We start from the raw sequence: 23,436 nt of genomic DNA, 5'->3' as shown, positions 1-23,436 counted from the left end.
CGCCTCACCGACCACGACATCCACACCGACTTCACCCCCCTGGACACCGCCCTGCCCTTACTGCTTATCGTTGACTACGCCGAGGCCCGGCCGCAGCTCCTGCACAGCTTGATCCAGCACCTGCAGGCTTCCCGCCACAAGGTCCGCGTGCTGCTGCTGGCCCGTTCCGACGGGCCCTGGCGCACAGCCGCCTTCAGACTCACCACCGACACCACGCACCAGATCCTCAATGCGACTGTCGTGAGCGAACTGGATCCGCTGCTGCCCGCCGCTCCCACACCCCTGGCCCGTACCCGTGCGTTCACCCGCGCTGTGACCGGGCTCGCCCGCCTGCTGCCCTTGGTCCCTGACATGCCTGCATACGACTGGGGCGCCCTGGCCGCCGCCGTCCAGGCCCCGGACGACATCCGCAGCCCGCGCTACGACAACATCCTCACCCTGCAGATGACCGCCCTGACCACACTCCTGCAGGACGGCCCCGCCCCCGTCACGATCACACCGGTCCAGAACACCGAGGACGTCCTACTTCAGCATGAAGCGCGCTACTGGGCTAGAAGTGCACAAACCCCCGCCTTCGAATTGGACGCCCTGACGCCGAAGACGCTGGCACACGCGGTGGCGGTCGCGGCCGTATGCGGAGCCGCCACCGACGACGAGGCCCGCAAGGTGACCCGCACTATCCGCGGAATCCCCGAGACCCAGATCGGCACCACAACAGAGTGGCTCGCCGCGCTGTACCCGCCGGACGCCGGGCGCTACTGGGGCTCCCTGCTCCCGGACCGGGTCGCCGAATACCACGCCTCCACCGTCCTGACCGGCCCCGGCACCCGCCTGCCCGTGCTCATGAAAGCCGCTGCCCCAGACCAGAAGGCGCAACTCATCATCGTCCTAGCACGCGCTGCCGTGGCCCACTACAACGCCCGGCGCACCCCCGCCAGCCGCCAGGTCCTGGACGACTTGAACACCACCTTGGACACCATCACCCCCCACCGCCGAGTTCTGGAGAGCGCCCTCGCAGCACTGCCCACCTCCCACGTCCTCGCGTCCCTCGCAGCACGACTCACTGGTGACCTCGCGGCAACCCAACGCAACCGAGCACAGGAAGAACTCGCCCTCCTCGCCCACTCGCTGACCGCCCTCGGTAACTGGTTGGGGACGGCGGGGCGGCCGGCGGAGGCCCTGCAGGCGACCGCAGAGGCGGTGGCGATCTATCGGCGACTGGCCGATCCAGTCACCGGCAACCCCGCCGCCCACGAACCCGCCCTCGCCCACTCGCTGACCAACCTCAGCATCGAGCTGACTGCGGCAGGGCGGCGAGCAGAGTCCTTGGAGGCGGCCAGAGAGGCGGTGGCGATCTATCGGCGCCTGGCCGATCCAGTCACCGGCAACCCCGCCGCCCACGAACCCGCCCTCGCCCGTTCGCTGTCCAACCTCGACCGCAGGTTGTCGGAGGAGGGGCGGCCGATGGAGGCCATGGAGGCGGTCGCAGAGGGGGTGGCGATCTATCGGCGACTGGCCGACCCGGACATCGGCAACCTCGCCGTCCACGACCCCGACTTCGCCGCCTCGCTGTACGAACTCGGCCGCGGGTTGTCGGAGGAGGGGCGGTCGGCGGAGGCTGTGGAGGCGACCGCAGAGGCGGTGGCGATCTATCGGCGACTGGCCGACCCGGACACCGGCAACCCCGCCGCCCACGAACCCGCCCTCGCCCGTTCGGTGTACAACCTCGGCCTCCATCTTTCGGCGGCGGGGCGGATGGCGGAGTCCTTGGAGGTGGCCGCAGAGGCGGTGGCGATCTTTCGGAGGCTGGCCGGTCCAGTGACCGGCAACCCCGCAGCCCACGAACCACCTCGGCGACTCGTTGTCGACGGCGGGGCAGCGGGCGAAGGCCCTGGAGGTAGCCACAGAGGCGGTGGCGATCTATCGGCGACTGGCCGACCCGGACACCGGCAACCCCGCCGCCCACGAACCCGCCCTCGCCCACTCGCTGGCCAACCTCGGCGTCTGTCTGTCGGAGGAGGGGCAGCGGGCGAAGGCCCTGGAGGTGGACCTCGGCGACTCGTTGTCGACGGCGGGGCAGCGGGCGAAGGCCCTGGAGGTAGCCACAGAGGCGGTGGCGATCTATCGGCGACTGGCCGACCCGGACATCGGCAACCCTGTCGCCTACGAACCCGCCCTCGCCCTCTCGCTGTACAACCTCGGCGTCTGTCTGTCGGAGGAGGGGCGGCGGGCGGAGGCCCTGGAGGTGGCCACAGAGGCGGTGGCGATCTATCGGCGACTGGCCGACCCGGACACCGGCAACCCCGCCGCCCACGAACCCGCCCTCGCCCGCTCGCTGGCCAACCTCAGCATCGGGTTGTCGGCGGCAGGGCGGCGAGCAGAAACCCTGGATGTCAACGCAGAGGCGGCGGCGATCTATCGGCGCCTGGCCGACCCGGTCACCGGCGACCCCACTGTCCACGAACCCGACTTCGCCGCCTCGCTGACCAACCTCGGCCACGGCTTGTCAGACGCGGGGCGGCATACAGAGGCCGTGGAGGTGGCCGCAGAAGGGGTGGCGATCTATCGGCGTCTGGCCGACCCGGACATCGGCAACCCCGCCGCCCACGACCCCAACCTCGCCCGCTCGCTGAACAACTTCAGCGTCTATCTGTTGGCGGCGGGGCGGTGGGCGGAGGCCCTGGAGGCGGCCACAGAGGCAGTGGCGATCTATCGGCGTCTGGCCGACCTGGTCACCGGCAACCCCGCCGCCCACGAACCCGACCTCGGCCGCTCGCTGACCAGCCTCGGCAACTGCCTGTCGCCGGCGGGGCGGCATACAGAGGCCGTGGAGGTGGCCGCAGAGGGGGTGGCGATCTATCGGCGTCTGGCCGACCCCGTCACCGGCAACCCCGCCGCCCACGAACCCGACCTCGCCCTCTCGCTGACCAACTTCGGCAACTGCCTGTCGCCGGCGGGGCGGCAGGCGGAGGCCCTGGAGATAGCCGCAGAGGGGGTGGCGATCTATCGGCGTCTGGCCGACCCCGTCACCGGCAACCCCGCCGCCCACGAACCCGACCTCGCCCACTCGCTGCACAACCTCGGCGCCCATCTTTATGCGGCGGGACGCTGGGCGGAGGCCCTGGAGGTGGCCGCAGAAGCCGTGGAGATCTACCGCACGCTTATAGCCGTGGAACCCGCAGGGTTCATCTCGATGCTGCGTAGCGTGTTGAGATTGCAGGCCGGGGCACTCCTCGGCCTCGGTCGTCTCCAGGATGCGCAAGTCGTACGCGATTGGCTTGCGGCGAATCCTGGAGATCCCGACTCTCACAAATGAACCTCTCCGAGAGAAAGATCGAATACGGCCGCCGAACCGGCCCCGACGCCTGATCAACTCTCAGAACCTGTCCTCAACCAAGTGGTAGCGGACCTCCGTTCCGGGTCCGGGCGTGATGACCCCCAGGACACCACCAAGACGGACGCCGACGACGTCGAGCGCCATCCCTGCCCGCGCTGCGGAGCCCGACCCGGTTCGCCCTGCCGCTCACGCTCCGGTGCGGTCGCCGGGATCTGAGGTTGGAAAAGGTTCACTGCTTGGATCAAGAAGAATCCGGCGGCTGCCTACGCCTTCTGCGTCACCGCCGTAGGCCTAATCGGGCCTTACAACGGCTAACACAATGAGGTGGATCGGCGCTGATCGCCGTGTCTGAGGCGGGAGTTGAACGTTCCGTCGGGTGTGGGGATGTCGCCGTGGATCGTGTCGGATGAGCTGTGGGATCGTCTGGAGCCGCTGCTGCCGCAGCGTGAGCGGCGGTTCCGGTATCCGGGCCGTATGCCGCTGCCGGACCGGGAAGGGCTGTGCGGGATCTTGTACGTGCTGCACACCGGAATCCAGTGGGAGTACCTGCCTCAGGAGCTGGGCTACGGCTCGGGTATGACCTGCTGGCGACGGTTGCGGGACTGGAACGAGGCCGGCGTCTGGCAACGGCTACACGAGGTCCTACTCGCCGAGCTCAATGCCGCCTCACGGCTGGACTGGTCCCGCTGCGTGGTCGACTCTTCCCATGCCAGGGCCCTAAAAGGGGGATCCACACGGGCCCGTCGCCGGTCGACCGGGGCCGAGCCGGCTCGAAGCACCACTTGATCACTGACGGGCACGGCACGCCGCTCGCAGTCCTGCTGACCGGCGGCAACCGCAACGACGTCACCCAGCTCCTGCCGCTGCTGGACGCGCTCCCGCCGGTCCGCGGCCGTGTCGGGCGACCGCGCCGCAAGCCCGACTCGCTCTTCGCTGACCGCGGCTACGACCATGACCTCTACCGCGACCAGGTCCGCGAACGCGGCATCATCCCGGCCATCGCCCGCCGCGGAACCCGACACGGCACCGGACTGGGCATCTATCGCTGGGTGATCGAGAGGAGTTTCGCCTGGTTGCACGGCTTCCGACGCCTGCGGATCCGCTGGGAACGACGAGCCGACATTCACGAAGCGTTCCTCAAACTCGCCTGCTGCCTGATCACCCACCGGCAGATCAAGGCGCTGTGCTGACCGTCAAGGACGTTCAGCCGGACGCCCTCGCTCACTTCAGCGGCTCGAACTCCAGGAAGCTGCGCATCTCGACGGCGAGGTTGCGCATGTCCTCCCCTGGAGCGTGATTCGTCGTCGCCTCGAAATGCCACTCGTCGTCGGGGATGCGGTCGTGCAGCCCCCAAGTCAACTGCACGCACGATCCTGTGTGCTCAGCAGACAGCGTCAAGTCCCTTTCCAGTGACCGCCAGGTCCGGGCACCGATCCACCCACGGAAGTCCTCCGAGAGCTCGTCCAGAAAGACGTCAAGACCGTCACCGCCCCAGGTCCTCACCGTGACCTCGATCCGCACCCCGTCACTGTGTGCTGTCACGACGAAGTCCCGCATCGGGTCGTCCGGCTCGTTCGGGAAAGAGCGCGTCAGCCGATCGAAGCACAGCTTGATCGCTCGCGGGCTCTCGCCGCCCACACGGACGGCCGGACTCGTCTCGCCTTCCTCCTGCATAGGCGCAGGCTACGGGTACACGAGCCACCGTGACCAAGGCGTTTGGCACGGTTGCTGAGCTACCGCCTGTGACAGGAGTGCGAGCGCAGAACACATCGCTTCATTCTGTTAGCCGTTGTTAGGCCGGGGTCAGACCGGTCGGGACCTGCCACTGATAGCGGCGGCCCTTGTTGGTCAGACGCAGGCCCTGCTTGAAGACGGCCAGCCCCAGTTCGTTGGACGCCCTCGCCAACAGTGGCACGGTGTCACCGGCCTTTGCGTATCCCATGCTCAGCGGGGACTGGGCGGCGAGGACGAGCCGGGTGTGGTCGGCCGGCGGGACTGAGACGAAGTCTGCGGTCCGGTCCCCGGCGAGGTGGCGCACCAGAGTGGGGCCCACGCCGGCGAACAGCGGGGTGGGCAGAATCTCGCGGATGAAGTCCAGGATGCCCTTCGTCAGGACGGTGCCGGCCTCGGAGGGCCGCTGCTGGCGCCGTAGAACGGCGTCCACCAGAGCAGCACCGTCGTCGAAGGAGGAGGGGTTGACCTTCTCCTCGACGCCGAGGACCTGGCCGATGATCCGCCAGATGTGGAAGAAGGCGTCCCTGTCCTGGGAGGGGAGCTCGATGCCGAGCCGGGCCAGCCCGCGGGGGATGATGACGGAGAAGCACATCAGGGTGGCGGCCAGGTCTTCCTGGTTGACGGGCACGCCCCAGGAAGTGTCCCAGTCCTCCCTGCGCGACAGGTGGTAGCGCATCGTGGCGTGCAGGAGGCGGATCTTCTGGGCTGTACGCACCCCACGCGCGCCCGGCGCGAGGCTGCCGGTCTCCAGGACATCGACGACGAACTGCGCGGTCTCCATCAGCCGGCGGAAGACACCCTGGGTGAGGCGGGTGGAGTGGTAGAGGACCTGTGTGCCGTCGCCGCAGCTGTAGCACAGGGGCAGGGAGCCGCACAGCAGCGTGCTGGTGATGTGCCCCTGGTAGCGGCCGAGCAGGCCCTGACCGCGTGCCGTCAGCTCCGGGTCGGCCCACTGGGGCAGGACTGCACTGCGGGTGAAGTATTCCTGCAGTTTCGGCGGCAGCCCGTCCGGGACGCGCTCACTGTTGCCCTCCAGGGCGAGGAGGGCCTGGCGGACCTGTTCCTGCCGGCCGAGCGCGTAGACCTCCTCGATCGCGGCGTCGGCCATGGGATCGCCGGTCTTCCGCAGCGGGGCCAGCAGGTCATCGGTCCACTTCATAGCGGGCACGCGCATCTCCGTTGCCATAGCGCTGTAGGCGGGTGGGGAAGGAAGCAGACAGCCCGCCAGGCCGTGACTTCGTAGCCGGGCGTGCAGACCGCTCGACCTCCGTTCTACTGGCCTTCGTTGAGCACCTGGAGCCCTCATCACCCGAACAGATCAGGCTGAATCGATCCGTCGTCGCTCTGGCGGGGCCTGTTCCACTCAGCGGCGGGACGCGCCGGGTGCGAGCGACTGTGCCCGGCGGGGCCGTGATGCCTGGCTCCCTCTTGGTCACGTCTGAACGACGCACGGGACTTCGCCGCCTGCCGGGCCGCGGCGGACACCGGCTTCAGGAAGAGCGAAGTCAGCGACTCTGGCGACCGCAAGGAGCAGGCATCGAAGTCGGCGCCGCCTTCTGCGTGGTCACAGGCCAAGGGGCTGCTGCACTCACCGGAATTGGCGAGATGTGCGGGCTCCGCACCGGCGATGCCTGCCACGAGCATTAGCGGAGTCCTCTACGTCTGGACGAAGAAGTGACCAGGAGTCAGTGGAAAGCCGGACGATCCGTGGTGGGACCGGCTGGAATACGGCGGAAGTGTGCCTCTGAGGCAAGATTTCGCAGGTCAACGCATTGTGACGCCATGCCGGGCTGCTGCGGAAAACCGCATGCTTACCGCGTCAGCGGCTGCCTCTTCCGGCCGTATTCCAGTCTGGCCCCCATGTGGAGCGTCCCGTTCACCGGCCCATATACGGGTCTCGGCAGGATCCCCACCCATACCTCGGACAACGACGGACCTGTCCACCCGTCACGGCAAGGACCGTTGCAGTACTAGCCGCTGTAAGGCGTGTTGTCCGTGTTGACCCGGCAGACGATCATGTTCGTCTCGGGGTTCAGGCACGTGATTTTCAATGCAGAGTCGAGGAGAGCCGAGAGGGGCCCTGCGATGCCATTGAAGGTTTTGACGTCGCTCGCCCCCGGCGTGGCGTCTTGCGTCGGGCCCGTGGACCCCACCAGGGTCGCCTCACCGGTGGCCTTGTCGATCACCTCGACAGTGACAGGCGCGTGGAGGAGCATCTCCAGATCGCCGCCTGTGGCCTTCTGCAGGACACTGCTGGGCTTGAGGGTGGCGTTCGGCACCTTCAGGGCGATGAGCACGCCGCTATCGGGGGTGCTCGGGGACGTGTCCGCCTCCATCCAGACCCCCCGGACCCCCAGGGCAAGTCCGTCCGGACCGGTCTGCGCGATGAGGTGGGTGTTGCCCTTGAATTCGAGCGTGAGGGCGCCCACGACGTACAGCTTCAGCGGAACATAGTCGGCCCGCATGAGGGGGATGTCCACCCACACAGGTGACACGGGGACCCGGGGCAGGGCAGGTGCCGCATGGGCGCTTCCGGACAGCATCGTCCCGGTGCAAATCGCCACTGCAGCGGCCACGGCAACTGCCCTCTTCCTCACGAACCCATGGCGGCCTCGCTCGCACCTGGACATGCGTTGCTGAACCATCCGGCTTCTCCGTTCTCTGCTGCGACAGGACATGCGGCGCCCGACGAAGCCAACGCCTATGCCTGGCGGGCCCGTTCATGACGGCACGGAGTAACAACTAGTGCACATAGGGTAATTGGGCAAAATCTTGCGGCTCGCCCTGTTTCTGCTGCTACATTCACGCGCGCCTGAGCGCCCTTGACGGGTCGGGCCGCACCCCGGTTGGCGACGATGGGGTACTGGCGGTCACCCCTTCGACCGCCTGACGTACGACTGCGGTCCCCGTTACGAGGCACGTGACGGGGACTGTGGCGCGTCCGCTACTGGCCGACAGGAGTCCGGGATCAAGCCGATGCCGGCCGCCGCATGGCACGCGCGTCCGGCGTCCCATCGGAGTACCCGATCAACGGTCTTGCGATCATTCACCCTTCCAAGGCCGTGCCGATCTTCCGAGGTGTCGTTGGTTCAGAGTGCTCCAGCTGGTACCGCCGACAACCGACCCAGCGGAAGGAAGCCGACCACGGAGGAGCAAGGTGGCGCCCTTCAAGGAGCGGACGTGCGTGCTACCCGGCCTAGCGTCGTGTCACGCAAACGAGTGAACGCTCCGATCGGTCCTGTCGCAGTGCAGTTGGCAGGCGGAGGGCTACTGGCCTGCTGGTCTGCCAGGTCGGTTGAGAACGTTGACCCTCGCTGTTCTCAAGCGACCTGGTGTTCGAGCAAACCGGAGTCGTGCTGATGGACCGAGTAGTTCCCCACGGTCGCTCGGGTTCCCCGCTCAGCGCGCGACGGGATGAGAATCCGTCGGTACGAAGGAGAACGAGTGGGAATCCGACTGTCTCGACTCATTAGATCTTGCAGTGACAGAGCCGTTGACCTGCGGTGGCAGGTTGAGTTGCGACTCAGGGAAAGCAGCGTGAGGCGGCCTGAAGGGGCTGAGTCCGGCGCCGGGGGCGCGTCTCATCGATATTGTCGGGGCCAGTCTCAGGTTCGTGGCCAATTGGCCACTGGTAGGCCAATCGCCGCGAGATTCGGCCATGAAATTTGAGACCCTACACGGGCCGTGTAGGTTCTCAGGACGCGTGTCATACGGCGCCGCTGTGACCTGCGGTTCTGTCTGCCGTCTCACGCCGTGTCGTGCGTCGGTTGTCTCAGCTGCCGTGTCATTTCCTCAGCTCTCGTGTTCGATGCGAGCTGCAGACCCGAGCACCGCCCTCTGCTGCGGCTGAGGGGACCGGATGAGGCTGGTCCTTGGTCAGGAATGGTCTGATGTCCAGCCAAAATCTTGGAACTCGGTGCCAGGCTGACATGTGAGAAACCCTTGGTGCCGGTAGAACTCAATGGCCCAGCGGGCCGTGTTCAAGATCCCATGTTCTGGACAGTCAGTATCGGTGCGGGTGTCGTGGGAGTTGGCTAGGCAGATGGCGAACTCCTGGTCGACCAGCCGGTTCACTTGCTGGCGGGCAGCGTCCACTGCCGTCGCTCGTGTTTGCCCTGTTCGTTCTTCGTCTTTCGCGAGAATCGTCATGGAGTTGATATTCTTCTCGGATAGTTCCTTACGGTAGCTGCGCATGTCGTTGGCGAGTCTTACGCAAACCGCTGCGTGACGCATATGAACGGTCAGGTGGTCGATGTGGCGAAGCGCGGAAGCATCGCCTGTTCCGATGAGCATCGTCCAGAGGCAGGGGATCACTCCGATGCTCCGCAGACCGTTTTCGATGTAGTCCGCGTACGTCGGCTGAGTACCGTACTGCACGTAGTTCTGCCGCCATTCCTGCTCCTGCAGCATGGCGAGGAGGGTGTCGCTCAGGCTCCGTGCCAAGTATGGGCGTGCGGCGGTGAACACGTCAGAACGAGACAGCGCTTCGCATACTTCGTGCAGCAGGGCCGCGAGCGGATCTTCTCGTGAGCCATCGGGCACATCGGCGATCCCACGAGCGATGCCCACGTATCGCTCGAACCGGGGAGCGAATTCCTGGGCTGTCAGGGCGCCTTCGTCGACCAGGTCATCGAGTGCGAAGGTCCACAGAGCCCACATGCTGCTGGCCACCAGTGCCTCGATGCTGAGCCAGGGGGCGGGTTCGGCAAAGTACAGGCAGGTCGCATAGATCCGCTGTGGGTTGACCTCCGGCCAGCCGTGGGCCCAGCCTTCTAGCTGCTGGGTGGCTTGCCGTACGCGTTGAGCGCCCGCCGTGTCGTAACGCATGGCGGTGAAGTGTCCGGCGTCGCTGCACTGTGGCTTGTGGTTCATGGGCGCGTCTCCGGTGGATGTCGGGACAGTTGCGCGGCGAGGTTTCGTATGCGGGGCGGCTCGTGCTCTGACCGGGAAAGTCCGCGGGGTGGCGGTCCTGGCGTTTGGACCGTGTCCCGACGAGTGGTGGGATCGGTTAGGGACCTGGACATTGTGAGAGGGCGGGCGCCTACTGGGATGACACCTCGACCGAGTGGCGGTCGGCGACTTGGTTCCAGGCGAGGAACCCGGCGGTGGTCGCCAGCAGCCCGTTGCAGTCCCCGTCCATGACGAGCGGGGCACGTCCCAGGACCGAGCGAGGACGGCCGCTCGCGACCTGCCCCACCGGCACAGTCTCACCAACGGCCTCGAAATCGACCGAACCGCTGTCGACGTCGGCGGCCTACCACAGCGGCCGCACCGAAGGCGTCAACACCCGCACCAAGAAGATCATGAGACAGATGCACGGACTCGCCGGATTCGACTTTCTCCGGCACCACACCCTCCTGCCCCTGACGGACACCCGGCGTCACCACCGACTACGGGCCAGAGGCGAACGATTTACAGTCCCGGTGAGTGGGTGGTTGGGCTGGTGGTTCGTGGGAGGTGGTTCAAGGCGATCAGGGTGGGGGTGTTGGCGAGTTGCGGGAAGTCGTAGGGGATAGGGCGGGGACCGACTTGGTCGGGTGGGGAGGCGAAGGTGCCGTCGTTGCGCTGCTGGTCGATGAGGTAGTGCAGGGCGTGGTTGATCGAGCTGGGTCGGCGCGTGTGCCGGATGATAACGGGGAGGGCTTGAACGGAGGAGAGGAGGTCGCTGGGGGGGCCGGGTTGGTGCCCCCAGCCACCGTCGGGGTTCTGGGCGGACTCCAGGAATGTGGTGGCTTTGTTGATCGCGTGGGTGATGCTTGCGGCGCGGCGGTGCCCGGGGAACGCGAGGTGGCGTGTGTCGTCCATGGCGTCGATGACGTGAAGGATGACGGCTGATGCGCTGAGGGTCCAGCTCAGATCGAAGTTCCCGTCGCGGTGTTGTGCATCGAGGATGTAGTCGAGTGACCGGTTCAGGGTTGGAGTGTGGTGTGGCCAGTCCGGTGACAGGGCGATGATGGCTTCGGCGGTGAGTTCGACTTCGGGCCGGTGCCCTTTGACATAAGTGGGGAAACCACCGGCGGGATCGGCGATGTTCTCCAGGTATCTGCGTGCACTGCGCAGGGGGCCGCGGTGCGCCGCCGGGCTGAGTTTGCGGAGGAACGCGATGCATTTGGAGGTGTCGTCGACATCGGTCTGGGTGGTTGTGCGTGTGTAGCCCCAGCCGCCGTCGTGTCGCTGTGTCTGCGTGATGAAGTGTCCCATCTTGGCTAGCGCGGGGTGGTTCAGGTTTGTCGCCTCGGCTAGGGCGACTCCGGCGAGAGCGGTCCCCCAGATCTCCTGTTCGGTGCAGAACGGGATGCCTCCGTCTGGGTTCACCGTCTGTACCAGGGCTTTGATTCCGTTGCGGATGATGTCGCCGTGTGTTTCGGAGGGGTGGAGCGCGTGCAGGGCGACGAGGTGGACGAGCAGGTGTCCCTCCCACACACGGTCACCGTCGTTGTCTTGGAGAAGATTCGCCAGGTAGGTGAGATCGGTGTGGTCGGGTGCTCCACCACGACCGCGAACATGCAAGATCTTCATCGCGCAGAGGAGTAGATCGGTCCATCGGGCTTGGCCGCCGTATCGAAGCGTTGTCGGATCCGTCGATGAAGAGGTATCTAAGGGGACTGCACCGATGAGCGCGAACAGGGTGCTGAGCAGCAGATACTTTCGCTCTCCGGTGAAGTGCCGGAAGCCGCGAAGGTGTTCCTCGATCTGCTGGCGGTCGCAGTTGTCACCCAGAGCCGCTGACCTCGACTGGGCCTCGAGGAAGGAGTCGGGCCTGCCGGTGCGAAGGTAATGGCGGAGCCTGAGCTGAACATCCGGGTAGGTGCCGTCCTTGCCCAGCAGGTCGAGCAGCAGTGCAGACTCCAGCATCCGGCTGCCGCATTGATCGTGAATGTAGCCGGCCTCGCTGAGCAGGGCCGCATGGTGTCTCACGAGCCGCTGCTGGACGGAGCGGCACTCTGTGAGGAGGGTGGTGGGTATTGCTGTCCGTACATCCACGTTGTCTGCCTCCTTGGCCTGGGTATGCGTTGCTGGGCCGACCATGGCTGGGCTGTGTTCATCGCTCGGGTGTTGATGCGTCCGGCACCGCGGGGACGACGCTGGCGCAGAAGCCGCGGGGTGAGGCCAGCAGCACGCGTTTGCGCGGCGGCTTACGAGGTCCTTCGGGTCACGGTGTCCGCCGGGTGACGCAGGTGGGGGATGGCGTGCGTGGTCAGGGTGGTGGCTGAGTCCAGGGTGTGGAGTGGCCTGGTGGCCGGGCCCGGGCCGGGCCGACCGGGTGCGGGCCCGTCAGGGCCAGGAGAGCGGCCCGGGCCCCGCCGGTGGCGAAGGCGTGCGTGTGGAGGGGAGGGTGGGCGAGGAAGGGCCGGGGGCCGGCCATGATCGGCTCGCCGTCCCAGTGGCCGGCCGCGTGCTGCGTCTCCACCAGGTACGCCAGCCCCCTCGCCAGGGCGTCGCGGTGAACCTGAGGGGCCCGGACCAGCGCGGACAGCGCCAGTCCCGTGGCGGCGGGCGAGCTCGCCGAACCGGGGCGGGCGGGCCACCCGCCGTCCCGGTTCTGAGACACGATCAGGTCCCGGTAGGCCCGCTGCGCCTGCAGGGAGTCGCAACCCACGACGTGCGCGATCTCCGCCGCAGCGTAGGCGGGCGGGCTGTACCACTGGGCCGTCCAGCAGCCTCTCGTGTCGTGGCAGGCGCGCAGCCACTCCACGGCCGCCCCGGTGGCCGCCCCGGTGCAGCCGGTGCGGTGCAGGGCATCCACGACGTGGGCGACGACGTCCTCGGCCGGGAGGTCATCGTGCGACTGCCAGGTGCTCCACAGCCCGTCCGCCCCCTGCTGTGACAGCAGGAACGCCTGTGCGGACGCGAGCCGGGCAGGATCGGGGCCGTCCGGGGCCAGGGCGAGCAGGACGGCCGCGGTCGTGTCGTTGTCCGATTCGAGAGCACTCGTGCAGCCCCAGCCGCCGTCGCTGTTCTGCGCGGCTTCCAGGAAACGGCGTGCCGGCCCGGCTGCGTCGCGGTCGAGGTGGCCGTGTCCGCCCATCGAGCGCAGGCACAGGGCCGTGTCCCAGACGTCGAAGGCCAGGAACCGCCAGGTGCCGTCCGGTTCCTGGGCGCTCAGAAGCCATCGCATCGCCTTCTCCCGAACGTCGCCCGCACGCGCGAAGCCGGACTCCTCGGCACGGGCGGACGCCCACAGGGCCAGCGCCGTCACGACCGGCATCCCGTCGAACGACCCGTCGCAGCGCTGCGTGCGCACCAGCGTATCGACCGCTCCCACCGCGGCCGGCCTGCCCGTGCTCGTCTGGACCAGGATCGCGGCGGCCGCGGACAACGACCTCTGCCACTTCCTGAGCGGCAGTCCACCCAGGGACCACTGCGAGGACGCAACCGACGGCGCGCTCGGGACAGGGGTGAGCCCCGCGGCCAGCGCAACCGCCTCGATCAACGCCCAGCGGCCGGGATGCTCGCCGGCCACCTCCCGCGGCAGCGCAGGACGCCGGTGCGGATCAAGGACGACATGACGCAGCCAGCCCTCCACCTCGCGGGTGAAGGCCGAGTGATCCTGCGGCTCGGCTGTGCTGAGCCACCGACGGGAGCGCCTGACCGTGTCCTGCGCGAGGCCAAGCTCGCGCAGCACGATCGCGCACAACGCCGTCTCGAAGATCCGCGGCTCCGGCAGCGACCACCAGCCACCGTCCGCCCGCTGCTGCGACACCGCGAGCCCGACGGCCCGGTCCACCACCCGCTGGGCCGCCGCGTACAAGGCGGGGGCGGGTTCTTCCTGCGGCCTGTTGTCCGCCACGTGGTCTTCTGGAACGCCCCCGTGCGCTCGCGCTTTGGCCGAGTGCGTCATGACCGCCTCACCGTGTTTCGATGCAGTTCGCGGGGAAGGGCGAAGTGCTGGCTCTCGTCCGCAACGTTGAGCAGCGCAACGTCCTGATAGCCGTGGACGGCAAGCCGGTCAAGTACCTGTTCGACGAGCACCTCGGGCACGGACGCGCCGGATGTGACACCTACTGTCGCCACATCGTCCAGCCACGCGGCGTCGATCTCCCCGGCGGTGTCGACCAGGTACGCGTCCTGGGCGCCGGCTTGTTTGGCGACTTCGACCAGACGCTGGGAGTTGGAGGAGTTGCGGGAGCCGACGACGATGACGAGGTCGGCTTCGGCACCCATCTGCTTCACCGCGAGCTGGCGGTTCTGGGTGGCGTAGCAGATGTCGTCGCTCGGCGGGGAGAGCAGGTTGGGGAACTTGGTCTTCAGAGCGTCGACCGTCTGCATCGTCTCGTCGACTGAGAGCGTGGTCTGGGAGAGCCAGACGACCTTGTCTGGATCACGGACTTCGACGCGCTCGACGTCGCCCGGGCCGTCGACGAGGGTGATGTGGTCGGGTGCTTCACCCAGGGTGCCGATGACTTCCTCGTGGCCGTCGTGGCCGATCAGGAGGATGTCGTAGTCCTCACGCGCGTAGCGGACGGCTTCGTTGTGGACCTTGGTGACGAGCGGGCAGGTCGCGTCGATGGTCGTCAGGTCGCGCGCGGCGGCGTCGGCGTGAACGGTCGGGGCGACGCCGTGGGCGGAGAACAGCACGAGGGAGCCCTCGGGGACCTCGGCCGTCTCGTCGACGAAGATCGCGCCCTTCTTCTCAAGTGTCTTGACGACGTGCGTGTTGTGGACGATCTCATGGCGGACGTAGACCGGCGCCCCGTAGACCTCCAAGGCTTTCTCCACGGCTTGGATGGCGCGGACGACGCCGGCGCAGAAGCCGCGAGGGGTTGCCAGCAGCACGCGTTTGCCTTTCGTAGTCACGAGGTCCTCCGGGTGGCGGTGTCCGCCAAGTGGCGCAGGTGCGCGATGACGTGGGGGTTGACGAGGGCGGCCGAGTCCAAGGTGTGGAGCACGGCGTGACGGCGCTGTTCGATGAGTTCTTCGACGTGGGCGCGGGCGCCGGTGACGGTGAGGATGCTGCGGATCTGCGCGGCCTCCGCCTCGGTCAGGGCGGGGCTGCCCAGCAGCCGGTGCAGAAGGTTCCGGTGTGGGGGTGCGGCGTCGCGCAGGGCGAGGGCGGTGAGCAGGGTGTGCTTGCCTTCGCGCAAGTCGTCCAGGCGGGACTTTCCGGTGATGTGCGGGTCGCCGAAGACGCCGAGGAGGTCGTCGCGGAGCTGGAAGGCTTCACCCAGGGGGAGGGCGTAGGCGGACAGTTCGTCCAGCAGCGGCCCAGGTGCTCCGGCGAGGGCGGCGCCGATGTGCAGCGGTCGCTCGCAGGTGTACTTGGCGGTCTTGTAGCGGATGATTGTCTGGGCCCGTTCGACGTCGTCCGTGGGCTGCCCGCCGGCCGCAACGTCGAGGTACTGGCCGTACAGGACCTCGTCGCGCATGGCGTCCAGTACAGGTAGCAATCGCGCCAGTTGGTCTGCGGTGAGGCCGGCGGTGTGGATGAGTTCGTCGGTCCAGGCCAGGGCGAAGTCGCCGACGAGGATGGCGGCGCTGGTGCCGAACCGGTCGGCAACCGGCCGCGAGTGGTCTACGGCGTGGCGGTCGGCGAAGGCCCGGTGCACGGTGGGCTTGCCGCGGCGGGTGGCGGAGGCGTCCATGACGTCGTCGTGGACGAGGCAGAAGGCGTGGAACATCTCCAGGGCGGCTGCCACTTGGAGCACCGGGCGGGGTGGGGGCGCGGTACCGCCGGCGGCGTGCCAGCCGAGCACACACAGCACGGGACGAAGCCGCTTGCCGCCTGCCGTGAGGAAGTCCGTCAGGGCTTCGGGGAGTTCGGTGGGTAGCCGGTGCGTGGCGGCGTCGGCCTGCTTGCGCTCCAGGAATTGGGTCAGGATCGTCTCAGCGCGGTCGCGGGCTTGGGGCAGGTCGACTTCGCCTGTGGGGGGTGGTGCGAGGGTCATGCCTGATCGCCTTCCGTGGGAAGGTCGCTGGTGAGGTGGAGGGCTTCGTCGAGGAGTGCTTCGACGATGTTGGATTCGGGGACGGTCTTGATGACCTGGCCGTGGCGGTAGATCTGGCCTTTGCCGTTGCCGCAGGAGACGCCGAGGTCGGCTTCGCGGGATTCCCCGGGGCCGTTGACGACGCAGCCCATGACGGCGATGCGCAGGGGGTGGGGGAAGCCGTCGAAGGCCGCTTCGACCTGGCTGGCGAGGCGGTGGATGTCTACTTGGAGGCGGCCGCAGCCGGGGCAGGAGACGATCTCCAGTTTCCGTGGACGTAGGCCGAGGGAGGACAGGATGTGGCAGCCTGCCTTCACCTGCTCCACCGGCGACGTGGACAGCGAGACCCGGATGGTGTCCCCGATGCCCTCCGCCAGGAGGATCCCGAAGGCGACCGCGGACTTGATGGCGCCCTGGAAGGCGGGGCCGGCCTCGGTGACGCCGAGGTGCAGGGGGTAGTCGCAGCGTTCGGCGAGCAGCCGGTTGGCGGCGATCATTACCACCGGGTCGTGGTGCTTGACGGCGATCTTGAGGTCGGTGAAGCCGTGTTCCTCGAAGAGGGATGCCTCCCACAGTGCGGATTCGACGAGCGCCTCGGGCGTCACGGATCCGTACTTGGCCAGCAGGCGGGGGTCGAGGGATCCGGCGTTGACGCCGATGCGGATCGGTACCCCGGCGGCACCAGCAGCCTTGGCGATCTCACCGACCTTGTCGTCGAACTTCTTGATGTTGCCGGGATTGACGCGCACGCCCGCGCAGCCGGCGTCGAGGGCGGCGAAGACGTAGCGGGGCTGGAAGTGGATGTCGGCGATGACCGGGATCGGTGACTTGGCGGTGATGGCGGGCAGGGCGTCGGCGTCGTCCTGGGAGGGGACCGCGATACGGACGATGTCGCAGCCGGCCGCGGTGACTTCGGCGATCTGCCGCAAGGTGGCGTCCACGTCCGCGGTGAGCGTGGTGGTCATGGTCTGCACGCTGATGGGTGCGCCGCCGCCGACGGGGACATCGCCGACACGGATCTGCCGTGTGCGGCGGCGCACCGGCGTCCGCGCGGGCAGGGCGGGCAGGCCGATGTCGATGGCCGTCATCAGGGCCTCCGGGCAGGATGGGAGAGGACAGGGCGTGCGGAGGGGAAGCCGGCGGCGGGATCCGTGATCAGCGCTCGTACGGATCGGGCGATGCCGGCAGCGTCCAGTCCCGCCTGGGCGAGTAGGTCGTTTCGCGGGCCGTGGGGGATGAAGGCCCGGGGCAGGCCCAGCACGGTGACCGGCGTGTCCACGCGGGCGTCGCGGCATGCCTGGGCGATGGCCGAACCCACGCCGCTGGTGCGGGAGTTGTCCTCAACTGTGACCGCGAGGCGGTGACGGGCCGCCAACGCGGCCAGTGCGGGGTTGACCGGCAGTACCCACCTGGGGTCGGCGACCGTGGTCCCGATGCCCTGTTCCTCCAGCAAGGCCGCCGCGTCCAGAGCCGCCCCGGCCAGCGGGCCGGCCCCGACGAGCAGTACCTCCAGGGGGCGGTGCGGGCTGCGGTGCAGGATGTCGATCCCGTCCATCCGCGCCAGCGCCGCGATGTCCCGCGATGCCGTGGCCTTCGGGATCCGTAGCGTGGTGGGCCCCTGGTCGTGGGCGACGGCCTCACCCAGCAGCTCCTCCAAGCGTGCGGCATCCCGCGGGGCGGCCACCCGCATGCCCGGCACCATGGAGAGCAGCGACAGGTCCCACATGCCGTGGTGGGAGGGCCCGTCCGGGCCGGTGATGCCGGCCCGGTCCAGGACGAAGGTGACCGGCAGCCGGTGCAGGCCGACGTCCATCAGTACCTGGTCGAAGGCCCGGTTCAGGAACGTCGCGTAGACCGCGACCACCGGGTGCAGGCCGCCCATCGCCAGACCTGCCGCCGAGGTGACCGCGTGCTGCTCGGCGATGCCGACGTCGAAGACCCGCTCGGGGAAACGTTGCTGCATCGGGTGCAGGCCGGTGGGCCGCAGCATGGCCGCGGTGATCGCCACCAGGTCGGGCCGCTCGGCGGCGAGTTCGCAAAGGGCCCGGCCGAACACCGCGGTCCAGGACGGCAGGCCGTCGCTGCGGGAGCGTCCGGTGGCCGGGTCCACGGTGCCGACGGCGTGGAGACAGTCCGCCTCGTCTTCCTCGGCCGGGGTGTACCCCTTGCCCTTGACGGTCACCACCTGCACCAGCACCGGTCGGTCGATGGTTCGGGCCCGCCGCAGCACTTCCTCGACCGCCCCGGTGCTGTGCCCGTCGACGGGCCCGAAGTAGCGGAAGCCGAGGTCGGTGAACAGGTTTTGGCACGCAGCCGCGTCCTTTCCGGACTTGAGCGTGTGCAGGTGTACTGCCAGGGCCCCGGTGGTCGGTTCGTAGGAGCGGCCGTTGTCGTTGAGCACCACGATCACCGGCCGGTCCTGAGCGGCGCCCAGGTTGTTCAGCGCCTCCCACGCCATGCCGCCGGTCAACGCGCCGTCGCCGACGACCGCGACCACCGCCCGCTCCTGTTCTCCGGCCAGCTGCCGGGCTTTGGCCAGGCCGTCGGCGTAGGACAGGGCGGTGGAGGCGTGCGAGTTCTCCACCAGGTCGTGCACGGACTCGGCCCGCGAGGGGTATCCCGACAGGCCGCCGGCCTGCCGCAGCGAGGCGAACCGCCCGGCACGGCCGGTCAGCAGCTTGTGCACGTACGCCTGATGGCCGGTATCGAAGATCAGGTTGTCGCGCGGTGAGTCGAAGACCCGGTGCAGGGCGAGGGTCACTTCCACCGCGCCCAGATTCGGGCCCAGGTGCCCGCCCGTCGTGCACACGTGCTCGATCAGAAACGACCGCAGCCGGGTCGCGAGCCGGCGGAGCTCCGGCTCGGACATGCCCTTCAGCTGCACCGGATCCGGGAATGGGCAGGAGACTTCTGCGCGAGTGGGTGGGGCCGGTAGGTGCGCCATTCGGCTGGTCCTTCCGCCTGATGGAGCGGCAAGCAGTACGGCACGGGCACGGCGAAGCAGGCCCCTGCTGAGTCGGCCTCACGCCAACACGCCGCGGCGAAAGGTCAGTTCAGCACCGCCTCACCCCGCCGAGCCAGGCGTGGAAGCCGTGAATAGGTCGCACAAGCCGCAACTTAGTGAATTTGTGAAACGCGGATGCGGGGCCTCAGTGCCCGCACGGCGTGGCGAGCGAGCCGCATGCCGTGGTGCTCCCGGTGCCGGTGGGGTGATCGCGAGGCCGGCGCGGTCACCCGGGCCGCAGCAGCTGGCACCACCGGCACCCTGCGGACTCTTCCGCACAGGTCGGCTCCCGGCCCGTGCGCGCGGCTTCATAGGGGGTGTGCCCAGGACGCAGGGGGTGGGAACCGGCGCCCGGCATACGCGGTCACGTCCGCTGGAGTGGTGTATCGACGGCCACTCGGTGATCTCGTTTCGAGGCTATGCAGTGAGTTCGGTGGGCAGGACGGTCTCGTCGGTTTCTGACTCGATCGGTGGAGGCGGGCCGTGGGAGTACGAGATGGCGCAGTGCACGCGCGGGCAATTGTGGAGAGCATTGGACGGGTTCGTCGATGCCGTGTTCGTCCAGCAGAGTGCGGGCGGTGTGGTGGAGCAGTTCGTGGTCGGTGGGCAGGATCCGCCAGCGAAAGCGCTGGTGCTGGCCGTGTTGTGAGCGGGTGGCCGGCGCGATGGCGGGGTGCGCGAGGCGCAGGGGTGATCCGGTCAGGGTCTGGAAGATCCAGCGCTGGGCGTGCCGGGCGTCGAGGGCCGGGGCCGCGCGCGGTCGCATGTGCAGGTCCAGCCACGTCTGCGGGTCGATGAAGCGGGGCCGGGTGGTGAACAGGGCGCGGCGGCGGCCGTAGTTGATGGGGGAGCCGTGCACATCGAGGTGCTCGGCCAGCAGGAGCAGTACGTGCAGCCCACCGGCGCAGTCGCTGCGGCAGGTGAGTTCGGCGGGGAACGTGGACACGGTGTGCCGCTGAAGGCGGTGCCGGTCAGCCGGGTCGCGTCCTGGATCGAGGGGATGTTGCCGGCCAGCAGGCAGGCAATGGTGAGGAGTTCTACGCCATCGCCGACGGCGAGGTCACACCCGAGGACGGCGAGCCAGAAGTCGTCTTCTGCACGGACGAGTTCGGCCCCTCAATCTCCAGCCCCACCCCGGCTGCCAGTGGAGCGGACGCGGCGGCAGCGAGACTACGCGCACCGCATCCGACGGCTACCTGTCGCGGATCTGTCCGGTAGGACGGGGCGAACGTTGCTTGATGTGGCACTCGCAGCCTCGGGGGAGTCCTGTCCTCAAGTGCCAGGTCAGGTGGCGGCGAAGGGGGAAGGCGGCTTGGGGTGGCCGGCGAGGCCGCTGTCTGGTACCGCGAGCCCACCGTCGACGACCAGCGCGTGCCCGGTCACGAACGACGAGGCCGGGGAGGCGAGGAAGAGCGTCGCGCCAACCATCTCGTCGGCGGTGGCCCACCGGCCGAGCGGGACATGGCTGGTGAGCCAGTCCGACACGGGGCCGGCCTCGCTGGCGAAAGCTGTCAGGTCCGTACGGGTCCAGCCGGGGCACACGGCGTTGACGCGGATTCCCTGGCGTGCCCAGCCGACCGCGAGGCTGCGGGTGAGGGAGAGCTGGCCGGCCTTGGTGGCGGCGTACGCCTCCATCATGGGGGTGCCGACGAGTCCGGCGACGGAGGACATCAGGATCAGGCTGGCGCGGTCCGAGTCGGCCAGGTGTGGGTGAGCGGCCCGGCACAGTGCGGCCGTGGCATTGAGGTTGATGGCGATGACCGTGTCCCAGTCCTGTTGGACTGTCTGTTGCAGCGGTGCCATCAGTGGGGTGCCGTCCTGCGCCGTTGGCAGGGTGCCCGCGTTGTGCACGATGACGTCGAGGCCGCCCAGTGCGGCGACGGCCCGGTCGACCAGGTCGGCGGCGGTACCTGGTACGTCGAGGTCGCCGTCGAGGGCGACGGCTTTCCGGCCCCGGTCTTCCAACTCCCGAACGGTACCGTCGAGGGCGGGCAGGGTGCGGGCGGCGACGGCCAGGTCGCAGCCCGCGTCGGCGAGGCCCTTGGCGACGGCCTTGCCGATGCCTCGGGAGGCGCCGGTCACCAGCGCCCGTGCGCCGTTCAGGCGGAACAGGTCGACAGCGTTCATCGAAGGGCCTTTCTTACGACGAATCGAAAAGAAGGGATGCGAGGAAGACAGGGGGGATCGCGCGCTCCGCTCCAGGTAGGCAGCGCGCTGCCTCAGGTCATGCCGGCGCCGAACATCGCCATGAGGGCGTTCGCCGGGCGGCGGGCAGAGCGCATACGCCACGTCGGCCTGTCCGAGTGCGGCGGGGGTGAAGGCAGCGAAGACCAGCACGCCCACGTCGGTGACGTCGGTGCTCGCGGCTCCTGCCGGCGAGGGGAGTGTTTGGAAGGCCAGGTCCGAGGCAGCCTCCTCGAGGCGGCCACGTGGCGTTTGAGTACGCCGGTAGTTCGCCGATCCACTGGGCGGTGACTCCGGGCTCGCGCCACGGCCGCGTCGGTGCGGACGGTGGGCGGCGGGTGGTGCCGTGCCGAGGGCTCCGATGCGGCGGCCGGTCATGCCGTCTCCGCTCGCGTCCAGGTCAGCGTGGTCTCCAGGGCGGCGTTGTAGTCCGTGGCTGTCAGGGGTGCCGCCGCGATGTCGTCGGGGTGGGAGAAGGCTTCCGTCAGCAGCGGCAGGTGCGGCAGTACCGCGTCGCACAGCCGGTCGGCAACGGCGGGCAGGGCTTCGACGTCCTGCGGTCGGAGCGTTCCGAGAGTGAGCAGCGGTCCGGCCCAGCGGTGGGCGGACGTGACGCCGTGCAGGGCGGCCAGTGGTGCGAGGGCCTGGGCGAGGGTGCGGTCCTGCGTTTCGTCCAGCGTCTGGGCCAGGTCCTGGGCCACGAGCCGCGTCGCATATGTCCCCCCGAGCAGACCGGCCTCCTCCAGCAGCGGGTTCCACGCGTCGAACGGGGTCGCGGCACCCGCGTCGCGCCGACGGGCCAGGCGACGCGTCAGCTCCTCCTGGTGCCGACGCAGGACCGCTGACCACCACCGGGGCGAGGTGACCGGCGGGTCGAGGGGCGGCGGGTCGGGCTCCGCGGCGACGGGTCCCTGTTCGACGAGGGCGCGGCCGATGTCGTAGAGGATGAGCTGGCTGTCGCCGCCGGCCGCGTCGAAGGCGTGGTGGAATCCGTGATACGCGGCGAGCCTGTTCATGTCCAGGTGCCCGGAGACGCCGCAGCGGTGTTGGCAGTCGGCGGTGACACGGGCGGCCATGCGCACGGCGACGGCCTTGTACGCGGCCAGCGGCCGGCTGACGGCGGCCCATGGAGTGAAGCTCATCGCCTCGCCGCTCTCCGCCGGCGCGGGGGCTGAGAGGGATTGGGTCCACACCTCTCGTGCACCGTGTGCTGCGCAGGTAAGGGCGAACGCGTCGGCCAGGGCACCCAGGACCACGCGCTGCTGGGCCCGGTAGGAGAGCAGGGGCACGCCGGGGGCCAGCCGTCCCTGAGTGCGCCGTTGGCGCGCGTAGTTGACGGCCTGCACGGCGGACTGCCGGGAGGTGGCCGCAGCGATCGCCGGCATGCACGCCCACAGGCCCTGTCCCACACGCAGGGTGCGCTGCAGGCGCTGCTCGGGCGACCCGGCGGGATCGTGGAACGCGCCGTCACCGCCGATGCGGGCACCGTCGGAGAGCCAGTGGGCGTAGGGCACCCGGACGTGGTGGAACCGTACTTGGACGTAGTCGAGGGGCAGGGCGCCCAGGCCGATCGGCGAGGACACTTCGATGCCGGGCAGCAGACCCTTGTCATGGGTGAGCGGGACCACGAAGGCGAAGACCCCGCGGTCGGTTTCCCCGGTGAAGAGACGGGCGAGAACAACGCCCGTCTGCGGGACGTCCAGTGTTCCCGCGCTGGCGAACTTGGCGGCATCCGGATCGGGTGTGTGCAGGACGAACCCTCCGCCGACCGGATCGAACACGGCACGGGTCCGGGTGGCGAGGTGGCTGTTCGCCTGGCCCGCCTCGGTGATCAGGTACACGCCCTTGGCCCGCCCGGCCCTCAGCGCCGCCATCTCGGGGGCCAGACGGTCGGGTTCGTCGGAAAGGTGCGCCATGGAACCCCGGCAGAGCACGTGGTGGACCAGGGCTGCCAGGCACAGCGGAGGGTCGGCGACCGCCGCCCAGGCTTGCGCGGCAGCCAGCCGTGCGGGGTCGACGAAGGGGTCGTGGCCCGAGGGCAGCACCTCACCCAACGCGCCCAGGCGGCGTAGCAGCTGCTCGCCCCTGCCGGTGCCGGCCGCCGAGGCGTCCGGCCGGCCTCCGGCGGCGAGTGCCTTGTGCAGGGCGGAGACGAAGGAGGGCTCACAGGGGCCGTACAGGAGCCGCTGTATCTCGTCGCGTGCGGCAGGGGAGAGGGACGCGAGGAGCATCTCGGCAATCTCCTTGTGGGC

General features: G+C 68.8%; 17 protein-coding genes and 3 pseudogenes. 6 read left to right on the top strand and 14 right to left on the bottom strand.

The genetic code is table 11. The annotated features are described in order from the left end of the window. Nucleotides 1-351: 351 nt before the first annotated feature. The 4 genes and pseudogenes from IH68_RS60055 to IH68_RS54620 form a co-directional block, all read left to right on the top strand. Nucleotides 352-1,356, top strand: a pseudogene (locus IH68_RS60055) (tetratricopeptide repeat protein); the annotation flags it as partial. 556 nt (nt 1,357-1,912) lie between these two features. Beyond that, nucleotides 1,913-3,316, top strand: a complete 1,404-nt coding sequence (locus tag IH68_RS0146635; protein ID WP_051834095.1) for a tetratricopeptide repeat protein — start codon at nt 1,913-1,915, stop codon at nt 3,314-3,316. An 81-nt stretch (nt 3,317-3,397) separates the two neighbouring features. Continuing rightward, complete coding sequence (locus IH68_RS60050; RefSeq protein WP_420719041.1) at nt 3,398-3,553, top strand: zinc finger domain-containing protein; 156 nt, start codon at nt 3,398-3,400, stop codon at nt 3,551-3,553. Between the two features lie 168 nt (nt 3,554-3,721). Continuing rightward, nucleotides 3,722-4,527, top strand: a protein-coding gene (locus IH68_RS54620) for an IS5 family transposase (RefSeq protein WP_199932008.1) whose coding sequence is annotated in 2 segments (ribosomal slippage) — nt 3,722-4,055 and nt 4,055-4,527 — 807 coding nt in all. Because the reading frame shifts where the segments join, the coding sequence is not laid out codon by codon here. A 31-nt stretch (nt 4,528-4,558) separates the two neighbouring features. Here IH68_RS54620 and IH68_RS0146620 read toward each other — a convergent pair. From IH68_RS0146620 to IH68_RS56850, 5 genes are all read right to left on the bottom strand, one after another. After that, nucleotides 4,559-5,011, bottom strand: a complete 453-nt coding sequence (locus IH68_RS0146620) for a DUF6228 family protein (RefSeq protein ID WP_030949305.1) — start codon at nt 5,009-5,011, stop codon at nt 4,559-4,561. Nucleotides 5,012-5,129: 118 nt separating this feature from the next. Further along, entirely contained in the window at nt 5,130-6,245 is a 1,116-nt protein-coding gene (locus IH68_RS0146615; protein ID WP_420719040.1) for an oxygenase MpaB family protein, read from the bottom strand. A gap of 796 nt (nt 6,246-7,041) precedes the next feature. Beyond that, complete coding sequence (locus IH68_RS0146610) at nt 7,042-7,551, bottom strand: hypothetical protein (RefSeq protein WP_159403863.1); 510 nt, start codon at nt 7,549-7,551, stop codon at nt 7,042-7,044. Between the two features lie 1,396 nt (nt 7,552-8,947). Then, the gene (locus tag IH68_RS0146605) at nt 8,948-9,943 is read right to left on the bottom strand and encodes a terpene synthase family protein (RefSeq protein WP_030949296.1); all 996 of its coding nucleotides are present in this window, start codon (nt 9,941-9,943) and stop codon (nt 8,948-8,950) included. Between the two features lie 169 nt (nt 9,944-10,112). Then, entirely contained in the window at nt 10,113-10,268 is a 156-nt protein-coding gene (locus tag IH68_RS56850; RefSeq protein ID WP_159403862.1) for a hypothetical protein, read from the bottom strand. Here IH68_RS56850 and IH68_RS57515 point away from each other — a divergent pair. Next, nucleotides 10,239-10,431: pseudogene (locus IH68_RS57515) on the top strand (ISL3 family transposase); the annotation flags it as partial. The gene IH68_RS56850 and the pseudogene IH68_RS57515 sit on opposite strands and share 30 nt — an antisense overlap. A 52-nt stretch (nt 10,432-10,483) precedes the next feature. Here IH68_RS57515 and IH68_RS0146595 read toward each other — a convergent pair. The 7 genes from IH68_RS0146595 to IH68_RS57510 all read right to left on the bottom strand — a co-directional run bounded on the left by IH68_RS0146595 (nt 10,484) and on the right by IH68_RS57510 (nt 19,946). Beyond that, the gene (locus tag IH68_RS0146595; RefSeq protein WP_159403861.1) at nt 10,484-11,989 is read right to left on the bottom strand and encodes a prenyltransferase/squalene oxidase repeat-containing protein; all 1,506 of its coding nucleotides are present in this window, start codon (nt 11,987-11,989) and stop codon (nt 10,484-10,486) included. A 280-nt stretch (nt 11,990-12,269) separates the two neighbouring features. Beyond that, nucleotides 12,270-13,862 carry a prenyltransferase/squalene oxidase repeat-containing protein gene (locus IH68_RS0146590; protein ID WP_159403860.1) on the bottom strand — a complete coding sequence of 531 codons (1,593 nt, stop codon included), beginning with the start codon at nt 13,860-13,862 and terminating at the stop codon, nt 12,270-12,272. Between the two features lie 47 nt (nt 13,863-13,909). Then, entirely contained in the window at nt 13,910-14,869 is a 960-nt protein-coding gene (locus IH68_RS0146585) for a 4-hydroxy-3-methylbut-2-enyl diphosphate reductase (RefSeq protein ID WP_078912928.1), read from the bottom strand. After that, entirely contained in the window at nt 14,866-15,957 is a 1,092-nt protein-coding gene (locus tag IH68_RS0146580; protein WP_030949287.1) for a polyprenyl synthetase family protein, read from the bottom strand. Before IH68_RS0146580 ends, IH68_RS0146585 begins: the two co-directional genes overlap by 4 nt. Beyond that, nucleotides 15,954-17,084 carry a flavodoxin-dependent (E)-4-hydroxy-3-methylbut-2-enyl-diphosphate synthase gene (ispG, locus tag IH68_RS0146575; protein ID WP_030949284.1) on the bottom strand — a complete coding sequence of 377 codons (1,131 nt, stop codon included), beginning with the start codon at nt 17,082-17,084 and terminating at the stop codon, nt 15,954-15,956. The genes IH68_RS0146580 and ispG overlap by 4 nt, the downstream gene beginning before the upstream one ends. Beyond that, nucleotides 17,084-18,865, bottom strand: a complete 1,782-nt coding sequence (locus IH68_RS0146570; protein WP_030949280.1) for a 1-deoxy-D-xylulose-5-phosphate synthase — start codon at nt 18,863-18,865, stop codon at nt 17,084-17,086. The genes ispG and IH68_RS0146570 overlap by 1 nt, the downstream gene beginning before the upstream one ends. A 499-nt stretch (nt 18,866-19,364) precedes the next feature. Then, on the bottom strand, nt 19,365-19,946 hold the full coding sequence (locus IH68_RS57510; RefSeq protein WP_030949277.1) for a hypothetical protein: 582 nt from the start codon (nt 19,944-19,946) through the stop codon (nt 19,365-19,367). Between the two features lie 83 nt (nt 19,947-20,029). Between IH68_RS57510 and IH68_RS59605 the strand changes: the two are divergent. After that, nucleotides 20,030-20,163, top strand: a pseudogene (locus tag IH68_RS59605) (IS630 family transposase); the annotation flags it as partial. A 121-nt stretch (nt 20,164-20,284) separates the two neighbouring features. Here the strand turns inward: IH68_RS59605 and IH68_RS0146560 are convergent. Together IH68_RS0146560 and IH68_RS0146555 are read right to left on the bottom strand one after the other, a co-directional pair. Beyond that, nucleotides 20,285-21,127 carry an SDR family NAD(P)-dependent oxidoreductase gene (locus IH68_RS0146560; RefSeq protein ID WP_030949275.1) on the bottom strand — a complete coding sequence of 281 codons (843 nt, stop codon included), beginning with the start codon at nt 21,125-21,127 and terminating at the stop codon, nt 20,285-20,287. 431 nt (nt 21,128-21,558) lie between these two features. Beyond that, complete coding sequence (locus IH68_RS0146555) at nt 21,559-23,415, bottom strand: acyl-CoA dehydrogenase (RefSeq protein WP_051834092.1); 1,857 nt, start codon at nt 23,413-23,415, stop codon at nt 21,559-21,561. Between the last annotated feature and the right edge of the window lie 21 nt (nt 23,416-23,436).

The organism is Streptomyces sp. NRRL S-646 (assembly GCF_000720765.1).
Classification (GTDB): domain Bacteria; phylum Actinomycetota; class Actinomycetes; order Streptomycetales; family Streptomycetaceae; genus Streptomyces.
This window is presented reverse-complemented; position numbering and strand designations above follow the sequence as displayed.